This is a genomic window from Ensifer sp. GW101-20A05 (assembly GCF_059424735.1).
Genome location: NZ_JBWKZT010000002.1, coordinates 379,247 through 393,870, shown reverse-complemented (window position 1 = coordinate 393,870; position 14,624 = coordinate 379,247). Strand labels below are relative to the sequence as shown.

The window sequence follows — 14,624 nt, the reverse complement described above, 5'->3', positions numbered from 1 at the left end:
TCCTTGAGTTTCGTCAAGGCTAGGCGTTGAAATCATTGGCCGCCATGGACAGAATGGCAAAATGACTTGTACTTTTTTCGGTGGGCCATGACCGACGCCATTCCAAGTTTCTTCGTCTACGGTGAACCGGAGCAACAACTCGAACCCGGATTTTTCCATGTCGAGACGGTGATGGCGCGGCGTAACCTGCATCAGGGACAGGTGAAGGCGCATAAACACGATCAGATGGGGCAGATCACCTTCTGGATGAGCGGCCGCGGCACCTATTTCATCGACGACAGGCCATTGGACTTTTTGGCACCGGCCGTCAGCTTCGTGCCGAGCGGCATCGTGCATGGTTTTTCCGTCGATCCTGAGACGAGCGACGCGGTCGTCGTCTCGGTCGCTGATGGCGCGCTGCTCTCGATCCGGGAGAACACCACGCTTCCTGTTGATGCGCCGGTCATGATCCGTGGCGACGGCGAGGACCGGGGCTGGCGCCGTCTTGCCGAACTGCTCGATATCGTTGCCGACGAATATGCCGGCGGTGCGCCCGGCACCCAACAGATGCTCGCCTCGCTGGTCGCGGCCGTCCTCACCCAGATCGCCCGTCTGGCATCCGCCACGCCATCTCCGGCCCAGCCGTCGCAGGCGATGCTGGCGGCTCAGCTGCGCCGGCTTATCGATTTGCACTTCCGGGAAAACTGGAGCGTCGCGCAATACACCGACGCGCTGGCAACGACACCGCACCTCATCGCCAAGGCGAGCAGGGACGCCTTCGGCATGCAGGTCAAGGAGCTCATCAACGAGCGTCGATTGCTCGAGGCCAAGCGCCTGCTGCTCTTCACTGTACGGCCGCTGGAAGACATCGCCTATGAGATCGGCTTTGCCGATGCCGCCTATTTCTCGCGCTTCTTTCGGTTACGCGTGGGCGAGGCGCCGAGCGACTGGCGCCGCGCGCGGGTGAGCTCGTCAGGAGCCGGCTAAGATTGCCGGTCCCGAAAAGATAACGCATTGCCACGTTGGTCGCCGACTATCGGCCGTAGTTCCGCATCACCTCGATCAGCGGCTCATGCCGGATCGCCTGGATCTTGAAGCGATCATGGGCGGTGCCGCCGGAATCTTCCGCCGCGATCATCGCGTTGACCACCGCTTCCTCGACGCTGTCGACAGTCGCGAGATAGACCGGGTCGAGCAGGTCGTCGTTGACGATCTCCAGCGAGAGGCGCGGCGGCGCCTTGTGCGCCATCGGCTGGGTATTGGCCGTGGAGAAGGCAAGGAAGATGTCGCCGGAATTGTTGCCACCCGGAGTACCATTGCGGCCGATGCCGATCGCCGCCCGTCGCGCCAGCCGCTTCAACTGGTGCGGCGCCATCGGCAGGTCGGTGGCGATCACGACGATGATCGAGCCGCGCTCCTGCATCTGGCTTTGCGGCGTGCCGTCGCGCATGTGCTCGCCGACCGGAACGCCACGGATCGTCAGCCAGTCGCGCTGGCCGTGATTGGCCTGCACCAGCGTGCCGATCGTATAGTCGCGACCGCCGAATTCGACGACGCGGGATGCGGTGCCGGTGCCGCCCTTGAAGCCATAGGCGATCATGCCGGTGCCGCCACCGCAATTGCCCTCCTGCACCGGGCCCGAGGTGGCGCTGTCGAGTGCTGCGCGCACATCTGTCTCGGTGATCGGCTGGCCGTTGATGTCGTTCAGAACGCCGTCATAGGTCTCCGCCACGACCGGCATCAACCACAGAAAGTCGTCGCTGTCGTAGGTCGACCGGTAGCGCTCCAGCATCCACTTGATGGTGGCGTGATGGGTCATGCCGACGGCGTGGGTGTTGGTGATCATGACCGGCCCAAGGAAGAAGCCGCCGTCTTCGATCCAGTGGGTGCCGGTCATTTCGCCGTTGCCGTTGAAGCGGTGTACGCCGGCATAGACCGGGACGGGGGTGGCCGAAGCGGCATGCGGCAGGATGGCGGTGACGCCGGTGCGGACCAGACGCTTTCGGCCCGGGCGCGGGGTCTCTTCCTCGATCGTGCGGAAGCCGACGGTTATGCCGTCGACATCGGTGATGGCGTTGAAGCGGCCGGTGCGGCCGGAAAAGGGCAGGCCGATATCGCGGGCGCGGGTGGCGGGCGAGGTGAAAGTTTTATCGTTCATGATCATTTCTGCCGGGAGCGAAGATAGAGGCCGAGCGAGGCGACGACGAAGGAGAAGGAGAGCATCATCACGGCAATCGCGTTGATCTCCGGTTTGATGCCGCGCCGAAGCATGGAGAAGATGAACATCGGCAGCGTGGTGACGTCGACGCCGGCGATGAAATAGGTGATGACGAGATCGTCCATCGAGATGATGAAGGCGAGCAGCGTGCCGCCGACGATTGCCGGAAAGAGCTGCGGCAGCACCACCCGGCGAAAGGTCATCCATTCATTGGCGCCGAGATCGGCGGACGCGTGCTCCAGCGTCCGGTCCATGCCGGCAAGTCGGGCCGAGACGACGATGAAGACGTAGGAGATCAGGAAGGTGCACTGGCCGATGATGATCGTCGTCAGCCCCAGCCGGATGCCGGAATTGACGAAGAAGATCAGAAGCGCGATGCCGAGCACGATATCCGGCATCAGCATCGGCATGAACATCACCACCCGGTAGAAGCGCTGGCCGACGAATTCGAAGCGATAGAGGCCGATGGCGATCGCCGTGCCGAAGATGGTCGCAATGGCCGTCGTGGAGGCCGCGATCACTAGGCTGTTCCACACCGCTTGAAGCAGCTGCCCCGTCGATTCGATGTAAAGCGCGCTTTCGGAAACCTTGGTCTTGAAGCCGAGAACCTGGGCGTACCATTCGGTGGTGAAGCCCGTCCAGGTCATCATGTTCACCGGATTGGCGTTGAACGAATAGACGGCGATGACGACGAGCGGAATGTAGATGAAGGCGAAGAAGAGGCCGGTGTAGGCGATCAGGCCGCCGGTGAATAGTGATCGAGCGAGCTTCATGGTCACCTCACCGTGCCAGCGCAGCGGCGGCGCTGCGCCGACCGGAAAGCACCACGTGGGCGATCATCATGATCAGCATTACGGTCATCACCATCATCGCCAGTGCGGCGCCGAAGGGCCAGTTGCGGGCCGCGAGGAACTGCTGTTCGATCAGGTTACCGAACATCATTACCTTGGCGCCGCCGAGCACCGCCGGCACGACGAAGTTGCCGAGCGCCGGAATGAAGACGATCACCGCGCCACCGGCAATGCCGGGAGCCGTCAGCGGCAGGATGATGCGCCAGAAGGTGCGCAGCGGCCCGGCGCCGAGATCGAGCGAGGCGCGCACCAGCGTCCAGTCGAGTTTCTCGACGCTGGCATAAACAGGCATGAACATGAAGGGAATGAACACATAGGTCATGCCGAGGATGATCGCGCCCTTGGTGTAGATCAGGTCGAGCGGCCGCTCGATCAGCCCCGTTGACAGAAGCATCTCGTTGACGAGGCCGGTCTGGCGCAGGATCAACACCCAGACGAAGAGCCGCACGATCAGGCTGGTGAAGAAAGGCAGCGTGATCAGGAACAGGCAGAAATTCTTCCAGCGCTCGGAAAGCCGGGCGATGCAGAAGGCGGCGGGATAGCAGACGAGAAGGGTCGCGAGCACCGTCAGGGCCGCGATCTCGACCGAGCGCAGGAAGATCGCGATGTAGATCGGATCGAACTCCTCGAACATCGGATCGGCAAAACCGAGGATGCGACCGAAGTTATGCGGGTAGAAGGTCCACTCCACCCCACCATAGAGACCGGGCGCGAGAAGGCTGGTGACGACCATGATCGCGAGCGGCCCGAGGAAGAAGACGGCAAGGAAGGCCGAGACGGGTCCGAGCAAAACGGCGAGCTGAAAGCGGCGGCGGCTGGCGATCGACATCTCACGCACCCCCGGCATTGGCACCGATGAGGTGCACGGCAGCAGGGTCATAGGCAAGCCGCGCCTTGCGTGTCCGTTCGACCGTGCCGACGAGATTGCGCCGATTGGCGGGAACTTCCGCAATCACCTTGCGTCCCTCGGCAGTGCGGCCGAACAGCTCGAAGGTGGAGCCGACAAAAACGATCTGGTCGAGATCGACGTCGATCGTCGGAAAGGGGGCGTTTTCCTCCGCAAGGAAGAACTGTTCCGGCCGGATCAATGCCGTCGCTTTGGTCGAAATTTTCTTGTCGCAGGGCTGGTGGCGGATCGCCATGCCATCCGCCGTCATCAGCCGGTCGCCGTCGAGCGTGCCCTCGAACAGGTTGCTGGCGCCGATGAAGGTGGCGACGAAGGTGTTGACCGGGTGGTCGTAGATGGCGCGCGGCGTATCGAGCTGCTGGATGCGGCCACCGGAGAGCACGGCGACGCGATCCGACATCGTCAGCGCTTCCTGCTGGTCGTGGGTGACGAAGATGAAGGAGATGCCGAGCTCGTTCTGCAGCGTCTTCAGTTCGATCTGCATCGCCTGACGCAGGTTCTTGTCGAGCGCCGACAGCGGTTCGTCGAGCAGCAAGAGTTTCGGCCGGGCGATGATGGCGCGGGCCAGCGCCACACGCTGTTGCTGGCCGCCGGAGAGCTGGCGCGGCCTGCGGCCTTCCATACCTTCCAGTCCTACCATCTTCAAGGCGGCGGAGACCTTTTCACGGCGCGCCGGCTTGGCGACGCCCGCGACTTCCAGCGAATAGGCGACGTTTTCCCCGACCGTCATGTGCGGAAACAGCGCATAGTTCTGGAAGACCGTGTTGACCGGGCGGCGGTAGGGCGGCCGGTCGGTGATGTCCTCGCCGTCGATGAGGATCGAGCCGCCGTCGAGTTCGACGAAACCGCTGATCGCCTGCAGCAGGGTGGTCTTGCCGCAGCCGGAAGGCCCGAGCAAGGTCAGGAATTCGTTGCGGCGGACGTCGAGATCGATGCTGTCGAGAGCGGTCACGATGCCGCCTTCCGGAGTGGTGAAGGCCTTGCTCGCCTCCACCAGCCGGACGATGGAATTCTGCATACTTCTGTTCCCCAAAATGTTATGCAAATAACGCTTGTGCGTTTCCGATACATGGATACCATTTGCCTATCGGAGTCAACGGCCACCAGAAGCCGTGATCAAGGGCCGTAGAGGGGCCGAACGGCCATGACCATCAGAGGAGAATGATGATGACAATGACGAATGGGGTGACGTGTGAAGGCAAGAGGCCTTTCGCCACCCGCGCACGTGGCGTGGCCGTTTTGCTGACGACACTTTCCGCTCTGTTCGGCACGGCGCAAGCGGCCGAGCTCAACATCTACAACTGGGGCGAATACATCAATCCGGCTGTCCTCAAGAAGTTCGAGGAAGAGACCCAGATCAAGGTCAACCTCTCCACCTATTCCTCGAACGAGGAGATGCTGGCGAAGATCCAGGGTGGGGCCACGGGTTACGACATCGTCTTCCCGTCGGTCCACATGCAGGACATCATGGCCAAGCTCGACCTGCTCGAAAAGACGGACATCAACGACTACGAGGGCTTCAAGAATATCGACCCGACCTTCCTTCGGGCCAAGAGCGATCCGAAGGGCGAGTATTGCCTCCCTTACGCCTTCGGCTCGGTCGGCATCCTCTACAACAGAAAACTTCTCGGCAAGGACGTGACCGGCTGGCGCGACCTGATCGAGACGGTGAAGGCGAAAGGGCTGAAGTTCACGCTGCTCGACGACATGCGCGAGGTGCTTTCGGTGGGTCTGATCCTCAACGGTCACAAGGTCAATTCCACCGACCCGGCGGAATTGCAGCAGGCTGCCGATACGATCATCGCGATGAAGCCCGACGTTGCCGCCTTTACCTATGACACCCGCCCGATGGTCGCCGCCGGCGATGTCGCGGCTGGTCACTTCTTCGTCGGCTCGATGGTCGATGTCTTCGCCAACCCCAAGGATCTCGGTTACGTGATCCCGGAGGAAGGGGCGACGATGTACCAGGAGGATATCTGCGTCCTGAAGTCGGCCCCCAACAAGGACAACGCGGTCAAGTTCCTGCAGTTCTATACGCGCCCGGACGTCGCGGCGCTCAATATTGAACAGCAGACCAACGGGACGGCCAACGTGCCGGCGCGGCAATTGACCCCCGAGCAGATCAAGAACAGCAAGGAAATCAACCCGCCGCCGGAAACCATGCAGAAGCTGCAAATCTTCGAAGACCTCGGCCCCGGCGTGCGCCAGCTCGACCGGGTCTGGACGAAGGTGAAGACGGCGGAATAAACACGCGATGCGATGACAGGAGCGGATGCGGGTTTGTTACCCGGCATCCGCTTCGGCAGACTTGCGTGTTTCCTTACCTCGTGGCTGAGGATAAACATGCAGCAATTCAAAGTGCTGCAGCGACCTTTTTCCGTCTGATAAGACCGGTGGCGCTGTAGAATGGGAGGGGACGTGGCACCGCGCATCCTGAAGCTGCTGCGCAGCGACGAGATGAGACGCTCGAAGTCGGACAAGCTCATCGCCAACTACATCGAGCGCAACCTCGCCGAGATCCCCTTCGAAACGGCGCGCTCGATCGCGACCCGCCTCGAGGTCTCGCCGATGACCGTCGGGCGCTATCTCCGGCGTTTAGGCTTCGATGGCCTCGACCAGCTGAAGCACGAGCTCAGGCGTGACGGCTCCAACAATCCCGCCTGGCAGGTCAAGGGCTCTGTCGGCCGGTTGCGGGAGGATAACCGCGAAGGCAAGCTGCTTGCCGGCCTGATCCAGCAGCAGGTCGACAATCTCGGCATGATCTACGAGCTGACGACCGCGCCGGAATGGCAGCAGACGATCGACGCCCTGATTGCTGCGAGCGAAGTCTATGTCGCCGCCTATCAGAACGTTCGCGGCATCGCGCAATATTTCGCCAGCCAACTGTCCTATACCCGGCCGCGCGTGCAGTTCGTCGACGGCCTCAACGGCACCTATGCCGAGCTGCTCGATGGCTCGGTCGAGGGGCGTGTGCTGTTCCTGCACGATGTGCGCCGTTTCGCCGCCAAGGCGCGGCCGCTTGCCGAGGAAGCCCGCCGCGCCGGCGTCAAGGTCATCCTCTATACCGACGAGTTCTGCCCCTGGGCACCTGAGGTCTCCGATATCTGCCTCATTGTGCCCGGGTCGCACGGTCCGCTGTGGGACGGGGCGGCGACAACCGTCGCGGTCATGGACCTGCTCTTGAGCAACATCATTGTCGTGCTCGGCGATGATGTCGGTGAGCGCGTCGCCCAGCTGACCCGGCTGCAGAACATCTTCGGCGATTTCGAGGACTAGAGCGCCGTGCGTTCGTTTGAACGCACAAAGGACGCTCTAGCACTTTGATTCTAGAGCATCTTTCTGCCTCAAATGATTCCACTTGAGGGCAGGATGCTCTAGGCAGCGATACCAGGAAAAGTGTGCAGCGGTTTTCTGTCCGGAATCGCGTCCAAAATTCGAAGTCTCCGTTCAGCCCTGGGTCGCCTGCGGGATGTAATCCCGCGCAATATCGATCGATGTCGGGCGCCCATCGAGAAAGAGCTCACCGATGCGCGGCGCCGTCCGGGCGATGACCTTGCCAGCCTTGATCACGAACAACCGGTTTGGCTTCAGCCGCAGGGCCTCGCTGACATCGGCCGCCTGCAAGAGGACCAGATCGGCCTTGAAGCCCACCTCCAGCCCATAGCCCTCAAGGCCCATGGTTTTCGCCGAGTTCACGGTGATCGCGTCGAAGATCCTGCGCTTGTCCTCGATGCCGCCCATCTGCGTCACGTGAACAGCCATATGGGCGACTTCCAGCATGTCGCCCGACCCCATCGAGTACCAGGGATCCATGACGCAATCGTGCCCGAAGGCGACGTTGAGCCCCGCCGCCATCAACTCCTTCACTCGTGTCATGCCGCGGCGTTTGGGATAGCTGTCGTGGCGCCCCTGCAGCATGATGTTGATCAGCGGATTGGGGATCACGTTGATCTTCGCTTCCACCATCAGCGGGATGAGCTTGGAAACATAGTAGTTGTCCATCGAGTGCATCGAAGTGAGATGCGAGCCCGCAACGCGTCCCTGCAATCCGAAGCGCACGGTCTCGGCCGCCAGCGTCTCGATGTGGCGCGACAGCGGGTCATCGGTCTCGTCGCAATGCATGTCGACGGGCAGGCCGCGCTCGGCAGCGATGCGGCAGAGCGCCTCCACCGAGCGTGCGCCATCCTCCATCGTCCGCTCAAAATGGGGAATGCCGCCGACGATATCGACGCCCATGTCGAGCGCACGCTCAAGCGATGCGACGCCATCGGGCGCGCGGTAGTAGCCATCCTGCGGGAAGGCAACGAGCTGCAGGTCGATATAGGGCGCAACCTTCTGCCTGACCTCGAGCAGCGCTTCGGCCGTGACCAGCCGAGGATCCGACGTGTCCACATGGCTGCGGATGGCGAGAAGCCCCTGGCTGACGGCGAGATCGCAATAACGCAGCGCCCGCTCGACCAGCGCCTCCTTGGTCAAGGTTGGGCGCAACTCGCCCCAGAGCGCGATGCCCTCAAGCAGGGTGCCGGAGACGTTCATCCGTGGCAGGCCGAGCGACAGCGTTGCGTCCATGTGGAAATGCGGATCGCAGAAGGGTGGGCTCAGCAACCGGCCGGTGGCGTCGATCTCTTCGCCTGCGGTCGCGGCAAGGTCCGGCTCGATTGCGGCGATCTTTCCGCCCACAACACCGACATCAATGCCCTGGCGTCCGTCCGGAAGGTTGGCGTTGCGGATGATCAGGTCGAACATGGCTGGCTTCTCCAGATGTCAGCGCCGCTTGTGGACCAAGCTGGCATGCCTACGATCCGAAGCTCTTGCGATAGGCGGCCGGCGACGTGCCGAATCGACGAACGAAGGAACGACGGAAGGCGATATCGTCATGGAAGCCGATATCCGTGGCAATCTTTTTGAGTGGAATGCCGGTGTCTTCGGCAAGCCTGCGCCCCGCCTCCAGCCGCATGCTCTCCACATAGTCGGCGGGCGTCATGCCCACCTCCTGTTTGAACTGCCTGGAGAAGTTTCGCTCGCTCATGCCGACGCGCCGGGCAACCGCTGCGACGCTGAGGTCGGCAGAGAGATTGTCGGCAATAAAATCCTGAGCCGCACGAATGGGTGTCTTCTGTGCAAGCTGGCCGGCGAGAAGGGTGCTGAACTGGGTCTGGCCTCCGGGCCGCTTGAGAAAGACAACGAGTTCACGCGCGACCTTCAAAGCGATGTCCAGGCCGAGATCCTTCTCGACGATGGCAAGCGCCAGGTCGATGCCGGCCGTTACGCCGGCTGAGGTCCAGACGTTGCCGTCCTTGGTGAAAATGCGGTTGGGCTCGAGTTTCACCTCCGGGAAGCGCTTGCCGAATTCCGCCGCTTGCGACCAATGCGTCGTCGCCCGCCTGCCGTTTAAGAGGCCCGCCTCGCCGAGCACGAAGGCGCCGGAGCACACCGATCCGAAACGGCTGGCGCGAGCCGATGCTTCCTTCACCCAGGCGAGAAGCGATGCCGGCAGTGGCCGTTCATGAATGAGCGGATCCCCGGCCACAAGCAACGTATCGATGTCGGAAAAACCTTCCTCCAGCGACCGATCCGGCAGCAGCGTCAACCCGGAAGATCCGCGCACCGGACTGCCGGACGCGCTGACGACCTCCACGGAATAATGGTCGGTGCCGCTCTGACGGTTGGCCTCCGCAAACACGTCCGAGGGCCCGATGACGTCGAGAAGCTGCACGCCCTGCATGGCGACGATGGCGATCTTGTGAACGGCCATTAACGAACCTCGAACAATCTGCCGGTCAGGACGATGCTGACCGTACGATAGAAGACGACAGCGATGGCGCCGGCCAGAAACAGGAAGAACAGTCCCGCCAGGCCGGTCAGGATAGCGCTCCCGGCAGAAGCGGCATACCGGAAGAAGGCGATCGACAGGGCAGCAAGCGGAAAGCTGATGGCCCACCAGGTGACGCTAAAGGGAACATGGGAGCGGAACACCATCGGCGACAGGACGAGCATGAGAAACAGGGCAAAGTAGAACAGGACCGTGGCGAAGAGATCGACCGAACCCGTGACGTTAGTATAGGCGAGGAAGCCGACGGCAAAGGGGGCGACGAGAACCATGAGGGACGGCCGAGCCAGCGCCGGAAGCGGATCTTCGTGGCGCAACCGCGAGAAGATGAGCGCGATAAAGACCGCGGCGATGACGCTGCCGACCGAAAAGGCAAGCATATTGACTTCATGCGCCCAGGAGAACGGCATGGCGTGGCCGGTAACGGCGATATCAAGGGTGGCGACGCCGGGGATGAGTAGCGGCGGCAGGGTGGTATCGCGCGACTGCTGCCGGCCGAGGAAGCCTCTGGCGACGACATAGGCGAGGGCGAAGGTCAGCGCAGACGCGATGGTCCAGACGACCTCTGACAGCAGCGGGCTGTAAAGGTTCAGAAAGGCAGACTGCAGAAGCAGGCCGATTGCGACGGTCGCAAAGAAGTTGCTTTGAACCGGATGGGCGAATTCAGCGGCGACCAAGCCAGGGTGCCGGCGCCATTTGATGGCATAGCCCAGGGCAAGGCTCAGAAAGATCGAGGTGCCGAGCCAGCCGACATATTCCCCGGGAAGGGCCGGCAGTCCGATCGTCCTGGTGGCTTCGCGCCAGGCGAGGCTCAGGCCCGTGATGCCCATTACCGATGCGAACAGGTTGATCGGAAGCTGCGAGATCGACCGCTTGGTCAGCGGCGTGCTGTTCGAGAGATCTATGGATTGAACGGTCATTGGCTTGTTCCTGTCCGAAAGAGTGCTGACAGGATTAAAACACGCTACACCTTTGTCTTGAATGATGCAAACAGTACGATTTCGGACTGGCTGCGTATGTTTCCGGCCAAGGACCGCTCAGTATCGCCGCCAGGTCGGTTGCCGACCACCGCGGCCGGGTCACGGTGCCCCGTAGCTGCGCCAGAGAACATAGAGGCTGACGGAAAAGATGACGGCGCGGAAAATCTGCGTCAGCGTATCGCGCTGGGTCGCAAGCCGGGTGGAGACGAAGGTGCCGACGATTCCGCCCAAAATGCCGCCGGCGATGAAGTAGCCGGCGATGCGCCAGTCCACCAAACCCGAGGAAGCGTAGTTGATCGCGGTCGTCAGGCCGAAGGTGCCGACGGCAAGCAACGACGTGCCGACCGCATTGATGAGCGGCATGCCGGTTGCAAGCAGGAGGCCGGGGACGATCAGGAAACCGCCGCCGATGCCGAAGAAACCGGAGCAGGTACCGGTCAAAAGCGCCGTCACTCCGGTCTTGCCGTGCGTCCCGATCGAAAGCGATTGCGGCGTGGCCGCCGTGTCGCACTTTACCTTTTTCATGGCGAAGCTGACGAACATCATCACCAGCCCGAACAGGAACAGCAGGCGCTGGCCGTCGACCAGTTTGCCGAGGCTAGAGCCAAGATAGGCGCCGAGCGAGCCGGCCACCGTGAAAATCAGAGCGCACCGCCACCAGAGGTGGCCGCGAAGCGCATGGCTGATGAGGTTGAGATAGGCGTTTGCGGAAACGGCGAGCGCTCCGGTGCCGAGCGCCGTATGCACGTCGCGAATGCCGACCACATAGATGAGGAGCGGGGTTGCCAGGATCGAGCCGCCGCCACCGATCAGGCCGAGCGTGAAGCCGGTGAGCGAGCCGGAGCCGATCGCGAGCAGCATTTGCTGGAAAGGATCCGCCACGATGCCTCTACCCCCAGACCGAACCGGGAAGGGCGTCGAGCGGGATTTTCAGGTAGCGCCGGCCATTGTCTTCGGTGGCCGGGAGCTCGCCGCCGCGGACATTCACCTGCAGCGCATGCAGAATGAGTTTCGGCATCGGCAAGGTACGGTCGCGCGCCTCGCGCAAGCCGACGAAATCGGCCTCGGACTTGCCGGCGACATGGGGGTTTTTGGACTTCTGCTCGGCGACCGTGCTTTCCCAGCGCGCCTTGCGGCCGCCCGGGCAATAATCGTGGCCGGTGAACAGCCGAGTCTCATCCGGCAGTGCCAGGATCGCCTGGATCGAACGCCAGAGGTCGGCAGCGCTGCCCCCCGGGAAATCGGCGCGGGCCGAGCCGCTATCGGGCATGAACAGCGTGTCGTGAATGAAGGCTGCGTCGCCGATCACATAGCTGATGGACGCGAGTGTGTGGCCGGGCGAATGCAGGACGCGAGCCTTGAGCTCGCCGATCCGGAACGTCTCGCCGTCAGTAAACAGCCGGTCCCATTGCGAACCGTCGCAGGCGAAATCCGGCCAGTTATAGATCGCTTTCCAGATCCGCTGCACGCCCTTCACGTGTTCGCCGATCGCCGTCGGCGCTCCCGTCCGGGCCTTGAGATAGCGCGCCGCCGAGAAATGGTCGGCATGAGGGTGGGTGTCGAGGATCCATTCGACGGTCAGGCCTTTGGCCGCGACATGGTCGAGGATCGCGTCGGCATTCCGCGTGGCGGTCGAGCCCGACTTCTCGTCGAAATCGAGCACCGGGTCGATGATCGCGCATTTGCCCGTCGCCGGATCGGCAACAACATACTGGATGCTGCCGGTGCGGACGTCGTAAAAGCCGGTCACATCGGGCTTATGCATAGGCGAGCGCCTCTTCAGCCGTTGCGCACGGGAAGAAGATTGCGCGAGCGGGGTCAAAATCGTAATCGGCTTCGAAGGTGGGCGCGTCCGCCGCCAGCTGGGCGACGCAATCGAGGATGAACTTCACCTTTTCGTCCGAAAGCAGGACGCTGAAGTTCAGCCGTGTGAACCCGGGCTTCTCGATCTCTTCGCCGGCGAGGATCGCCTGTCGGATCTGTTCGGAGTGTTCGGCATCGATCGACAGCAGCCGGTGTACGTAGGGCCCGGCACAGGCGCAGCCGCCGCGTGCCTGGATGCCGAAGCGATCGCTGAGCATGCGAGTAACGAGCTGCTGGTGGACATAGCCGCCCTTGCCGTTCCTGATGCGGAAGGAGAAGATCGGCAGGCGATCCGGTTCCTTAAGGCCGAGCAGCTCCAGCTGCGGGACGGTCTTCCAGGCGGCAAGGGCCTGTTGGGCCAGCGCGCGGTTGCGCCTTTCCATTTCTTCAAGACCGATCGCATGCTTGACGATGAAGGCGAGGGCTGCGCGGATGTCGCCGACGACATTCGGTGTTCCCGCTTCTTCGCGTGCTTCGAGATTGCCGCTGTAGTCGTGGGTATCAGGCGAAACGAACTTCACGGTGCCGCCACCCGGCCAGGTCGGTTTGTCGGTCACGACGCGGTCGCGGCGAACGATCAGGATGCCGGAGGCGCCCGGACCGCCGATGAACTTGTGCGGCGAGACGACAATGGCGTCGATCTCGAAACCGGCAGGCGACATGGAAATCGGAACGTAAGGACCGGCGCCTGCATAGTCCCAGATCATCTTCGCGCCGGCCGCCTTGACCATCCGGGTGATCGCCGCGACGTCGCTGGTGATGCCGGTGATGTTCGAACCGGCAGAGAGCGTGCAGACCGTCAGGTCCCGTGAACCGGCGTTTAGCGCTTGGGCAAGTTGGCCAAGATCCGGACCGCCCGCCTGGCATTCGGCGATTTCCACGATCTCGGCGCCGCTTTCGCGCCAGGGAAGGATGTTGGAGTGGTGCTCATAGGGGCCGATGATGACGCGGACCTGTTTGCCCGCCTCAGCCGCCGCGGTGACGCCGAACAGCTTGACCAACCGGTTGATGCCCGAAGTGGCGCCGGAACCTGTGAAAATCACGGCGTGGTCGGCAGTCGCGCCACAGAATTCGCCGATCAGCGCGCGCGCTTCCCGCCGCAACCGGGTCATGAAGCCGCCGCAATAGGAGGCTTCCGTGTGGCTGTTGGCGTAATAGGGCAGGACTTCGTCGAGCACGAAGCTTTCGATCACCCGCAGTGCCCGGCCGGAAGCGACATAGTCGGCATAGACGAGCGGCTTCGTGCCGTATGGGCCGACGATCTGCGCCTTCGCGCCGACGAGATCGTCGCGAAGATCGGCAATCACGCCCGGGCGGTTCAAAGCCTGGCGGAACTTGGCAAGCGGGCTAAGCTCCTCACAGGAGTGGCGGTGAACTGTTGGAACGATCATCTCGCTGACCTCCCTTGGAGCGAACATTGACAGCGATTATATTCCCCTTCATGGTCAAAAAATTCACCTATCTTCCTGCGCCAGTCGCGCTGTATTGTGTCAAATGATCGAAGAATCATCAAAAATAGATAGTTTTGATCTGAAGATCATGACGTTGCTGCAAAAGGATTCGAGCCTCTCGCAGCGTGAGTTGGCCGAGCGGGTCGGGTTATCGCAAAATGCCTGCTGGCGGCGCCTTCAGCGTCTGCAGTCGATCGGCATGATCCGGGGTTCGCACTGCGACATCGATCTCAGTGCTCTGGGCCTGGATCTGACGGTGATCGTGATGATCCGCACACGCCATCACTCCAAGGAATGGAGCGACGGCTTCCGGCAGCATGTCGAGCGACTGCCGGAAGTGATCGACTTCTACAGGATCGGCGGGGACTGGGACTATCTAATCAAGGTGGTGACCCGGGGCATGGGCGGCTACGACGCCTTTTATCAGAAGCTCATCACCAACTTCGATCTCGCCACGGTCACGGGCTTCTTTTCCATGGAGGCGATCATCAACAATCGCCCGGTGGATCTCAGCCGGTTGAAGTAAGGCGCCGGGCTCCGGCGCC

General features: G+C 62.2%; 14 protein-coding genes. 4 read left to right on the top strand and 10 right to left on the bottom strand.

Annotation, left to right across the window (positions count from 1 at the left end):
• The first annotated feature begins 87 nt into the window (after window positions 1–87).
• Window positions 88–966, top strand: a complete 879-nt coding sequence (locus AC070A_RS06925) for a helix-turn-helix domain-containing protein (RefSeq protein ID WP_057251217.1) — start codon at window positions 88–90, stop codon at window positions 964–966.
• A gap of 46 nt (window positions 967–1,012) precedes the next feature.
• On the opposite strand, the gene AC070A_RS06920 is transcribed toward AC070A_RS06925, so the two are convergent.
• Genes AC070A_RS06920 through AC070A_RS06905 form a run of 4 tightly spaced genes read right to left on the bottom strand, consistent with a single transcriptional unit; the run spans window position 1,013 to window position 4,973 of the window.
• Window positions 1,013–2,137 carry a DmpA family aminopeptidase gene (locus tag AC070A_RS06920; RefSeq protein ID WP_113736572.1) on the bottom strand — a complete coding sequence of 375 codons (1,125 nt, stop codon included), beginning with the start codon at window positions 2,135–2,137 and terminating at the stop codon, window positions 1,013–1,015.
• Between the two features lie 2 nt (window positions 2,138–2,139).
• A complete protein-coding gene (locus AC070A_RS06915; RefSeq protein WP_113736571.1) occupies window positions 2,140–2,970 on the bottom strand; it encodes an ABC transporter permease in 831 nt (276 codons plus the stop codon).
• A gap of 7 nt (window positions 2,971–2,977) precedes the next feature.
• On the bottom strand, window positions 2,978–3,877 hold the full coding sequence (locus AC070A_RS06910) for an ABC transporter permease (protein ID WP_110880241.1): 900 nt from the start codon (window positions 3,875–3,877) through the stop codon (window positions 2,978–2,980).
• A 1-nt stretch (window position 3,878) separates the two neighbouring features.
• Window positions 3,879–4,973, bottom strand: a complete 1,095-nt coding sequence (locus AC070A_RS06905) for an ABC transporter ATP-binding protein (RefSeq protein WP_058322725.1) — start codon at window positions 4,971–4,973, stop codon at window positions 3,879–3,881.
• Window positions 4,974–5,128: 155 nt separating this feature from the next.
• On the opposite strand from AC070A_RS06905, the gene AC070A_RS06900 reads away from it, so the two are divergent.
• The gene (locus AC070A_RS06900; protein ID WP_058322963.1) at window positions 5,129–6,202 is read left to right on the top strand and encodes a polyamine ABC transporter substrate-binding protein; all 1,074 of its coding nucleotides are present in this window, start codon (window positions 5,129–5,131) and stop codon (window positions 6,200–6,202) included.
• Between the two features lie 171 nt (window positions 6,203–6,373).
• Window positions 6,374–7,231 carry a MurR/RpiR family transcriptional regulator gene (locus tag AC070A_RS06895; RefSeq protein ID WP_057251212.1) on the top strand — a complete coding sequence of 286 codons (858 nt, stop codon included), beginning with the start codon at window positions 6,374–6,376 and terminating at the stop codon, window positions 7,229–7,231.
• Window positions 7,232–7,402: 171 nt separating this feature from the next.
• Here the strand turns inward: AC070A_RS06895 and AC070A_RS06890 are convergent, their stop codons facing one another.
• From AC070A_RS06890 to AC070A_RS06865, 6 genes are all read right to left on the bottom strand, one after another.
• Window positions 7,403–8,701, bottom strand: coding sequence for an amidohydrolase family protein (locus AC070A_RS06890; RefSeq protein ID WP_057251211.1), 1,299 nt, complete (start codon window positions 8,699–8,701; stop codon window positions 7,403–7,405).
• A 49-nt stretch (window positions 8,702–8,750) separates the two neighbouring features.
• Window positions 8,751–9,710 (bottom strand): GlxA family transcriptional regulator, encoded by a 960-nt coding sequence (locus tag AC070A_RS06885; protein ID WP_057251210.1) that lies wholly within the window; start codon window positions 9,708–9,710, stop codon window positions 8,751–8,753.
• Window positions 9,710–10,705, bottom strand: coding sequence for an SLAC1 anion channel family protein (locus tag AC070A_RS06880; RefSeq protein ID WP_058322728.1), 996 nt, complete (start codon window positions 10,703–10,705; stop codon window positions 9,710–9,712). Before AC070A_RS06880 ends, AC070A_RS06885 begins: the two co-directional genes overlap by 1 nt.
• A gap of 159 nt (window positions 10,706–10,864) precedes the next feature.
• On the bottom strand, window positions 10,865–11,626 hold the full coding sequence (locus AC070A_RS06875; RefSeq protein WP_113736570.1) for a sulfite exporter TauE/SafE family protein: 762 nt from the start codon (window positions 11,624–11,626) through the stop codon (window positions 10,865–10,867).
• 28 nt (window positions 11,627–11,654) lie between these two features.
• Window positions 11,655–12,530 (bottom strand): MBL fold metallo-hydrolase, encoded by an 876-nt coding sequence (locus AC070A_RS06870; RefSeq protein WP_113133286.1) that lies wholly within the window; start codon window positions 12,528–12,530, stop codon window positions 11,655–11,657.
• Window positions 12,523–14,019, bottom strand: a complete 1,497-nt coding sequence (locus AC070A_RS06865) for an aminotransferase class V-fold PLP-dependent enzyme (protein ID WP_057251206.1) — start codon at window positions 14,017–14,019, stop codon at window positions 12,523–12,525. The genes AC070A_RS06870 and AC070A_RS06865 overlap by 8 nt, the downstream gene beginning before the upstream one ends.
• A gap of 103 nt (window positions 14,020–14,122) precedes the next feature.
• Between AC070A_RS06865 and AC070A_RS06860 the strand changes: the two genes are divergently transcribed.
• The gene (locus tag AC070A_RS06860; protein WP_057251205.1) at window positions 14,123–14,605 is read left to right on the top strand and encodes an Lrp/AsnC family transcriptional regulator; all 483 of its coding nucleotides are present in this window, start codon (window positions 14,123–14,125) and stop codon (window positions 14,603–14,605) included.
• The last annotated feature ends 19 nt before the right edge of the window (window positions 14,606–14,624 follow it).

Excerpts from the sequence above, each read along its gene's own strand:
- AC070A_RS06890 (WP_057251211.1), bottom strand. The coding sequence starts at position 8,701 with ATGTTCGACCTGATCATCCGCAACGCCAACCTTCCGGACGGACGCCAG.
- AC070A_RS06865 (WP_057251206.1), bottom strand. The coding sequence starts at position 14,019 with ATGATCGTTCCAACAGTTCACCGCCACTCCTGTGAGGAGCTTAGCCCG.
- AC070A_RS06880 (WP_058322728.1), bottom strand. The coding sequence starts at position 10,705 with ATGACCGTTCAATCCATAGATCTCTCGAACAGCACGCCGCTGACCAAG.
- AC070A_RS06925 (WP_057251217.1), top strand. The coding sequence starts at position 88 with ATGACCGACGCCATTCCAAGTTTCTTCGTCTACGGTGAACCGGAGCAA.
- AC070A_RS06900 (WP_058322963.1), top strand. The coding sequence starts at position 5,129 with ATGACGAATGGGGTGACGTGTGAAGGCAAGAGGCCTTTCGCCACCCGC.
- AC070A_RS06910 (WP_110880241.1), bottom strand. The coding sequence starts at position 3,877 with ATGTCGATCGCCAGCCGCCGCCGCTTTCAGCTCGCCGTTTTGCTCGGA.
- AC070A_RS06920 (WP_113736572.1), bottom strand. The coding sequence starts at position 2,137 with ATGAACGATAAAACTTTCACCTCGCCCGCCACCCGCGCCCGCGATATC.
- AC070A_RS06915 (WP_113736571.1), bottom strand. The coding sequence starts at position 2,970 with ATGAAGCTCGCTCGATCACTATTCACCGGCGGCCTGATCGCCTACACC.
- AC070A_RS06860 (WP_057251205.1), top strand. The coding sequence starts at position 14,123 with ATGATCGAAGAATCATCAAAAATAGATAGTTTTGATCTGAAGATCATG.
- AC070A_RS06875 (WP_113736570.1), bottom strand. The coding sequence starts at position 11,626 with ATGCTGCTCGCGATCGGCTCCGGCTCGCTCACCGGCTTCACGCTCGGC.
- AC070A_RS06870 (WP_113133286.1), bottom strand. The coding sequence starts at position 12,530 with ATGCATAAGCCCGATGTGACCGGCTTTTACGACGTCCGCACCGGCAGC.
- AC070A_RS06905 (WP_058322725.1), bottom strand. The coding sequence starts at position 4,973 with ATGCAGAATTCCATCGTCCGGCTGGTGGAGGCGAGCAAGGCCTTCACC.
- AC070A_RS06885 (WP_057251210.1), bottom strand. The coding sequence starts at position 9,710 with ATGGCCGTTCACAAGATCGCCATCGTCGCCATGCAGGGCGTGCAGCTT.